Annotated in this window: 2 protein-coding genes; both read left to right on the forward strand. The window is 40.5% G+C overall.

From position 1 onward, the window contains the following. Positions 1-192 precede the first annotated feature (192 nt). Complete coding sequence (locus JX312_RS13860; protein WP_204458511.1) at positions 193-708, forward strand: hypothetical protein; 516 nt, start codon at positions 193-195, stop codon at positions 706-708. Further along, the gene (locus JX312_RS13865; protein WP_239653940.1) at positions 705-1,148 is read left to right on the forward strand and encodes an HAD domain-containing protein; all 444 of its coding nucleotides are present in this window, start codon (positions 705-707) and stop codon (positions 1,146-1,148) included. Before JX312_RS13860 ends, JX312_RS13865 begins: the two co-directional genes overlap by 4 nt. The last annotated feature ends 16 nt before the right edge of the window (positions 1,149-1,164 follow it).

Genomic DNA, 1,164 nt, shown 5'->3' on the forward strand with positions numbered 1-1,164 from the left:
TGCTCCTTCACCTCAAGAAGAAACCTGCTCCAAGCCTACGTCCCCAAATTCACTTTTATTTTTAAACAAGCTCTTAATTTATACTCATAAAAAAAATCTGACTTTTTTTGAATATTGTGAATGTTTTTCAGGTTGTCACCGAATCTGATACAGCCTTCTTATAACTTTGTCCATGAATTAAACACAGAAGTTATGAAATATCAAGAATACTTTAAGCAATCGGATTTCGCAGAGGTATGGAAAACCTTACACGATACCTATCAAGAGCTGGAAGAGACTCGTCCTCTTTATCAAGCCGTATATCAGGATGTGTGCGAAATGGAAGAAGACAGTTCCCATTCCAATAAAAAGATTTATGCATTGCTCGGCTCAAACGGCAACGTGTATATCAAGGGGGCACCTGATCCTCAGGAGTGGCTTGTCAGCAGAGAGGTTGAGATTGAGTGCCGCTATAAAGATATGAAGGAAAGAGATATTGATGAAATGGTTGGTCATCTCTTGTACTGGTCAACTCTCTACGGCATCAAGACTCATAAAATGCAAGAAGAAGGCTTTTCAAAATGGCTTGAATATATCTCAAGAGGTCCATTCTATACACTCCCGAATAACGATTTTAACAGGGTTGCCAAGAGTATTATGGTTAAATATATTTCCTTGACTTTGACGGAGTTCTCAACACGAAGCAATATCAGGCTCAGCTTGCCATAGAAGGCAAAACCACAAAAGATGAGTATGGCCCGTTATTTTGCCCGAAGGCAGTCGCTCGACTCTCCGAAGTTATTGAAGCCACCAATGCTGAAATTTTCGTCATTTCTTCTTGGGGTGATGTTCTTGGCGAGGATAAGATAATCGAAATGTGGGAGAAGCGAGGATTGCCCGGAAAAGTGCATGCCGTGTTCGTTCCGGATGAGAAATGCGATTCAAAAGCCAATTGGATAAAAAGATGTATTGACGGACAAATCTTTCTTCCTTACATCATACTTGAGGATGAACCGATATTCATGCCTGAACAGGAGGAGGGCTTCATAAAGATTAATCCTGTAACCGGCATCAGCAAAGAGGATGCGAAAATTTCCATTGATATTCTGAATAGGTTTGATAATCTACCTACTTCCGCTTTCAAAGATATCGCGTATGAGAAAGAATAGGACCGCGTAGGTAGGA

The organism is Barnesiella sp. CU968 (assembly GCF_905219685.1).
Taxonomy (GTDB): domain Bacteria; phylum Bacteroidota; class Bacteroidia; order Bacteroidales; family Muribaculaceae; genus Lepagella; species Lepagella muris_A.

Excerpts from the sequence above, each read along its gene's own strand:
- JX312_RS13860 (WP_204458511.1), top strand. The coding sequence starts at position 193 with ATGAAATATCAAGAATACTTTAAGCAATCGGATTTCGCAGAGGTATGG.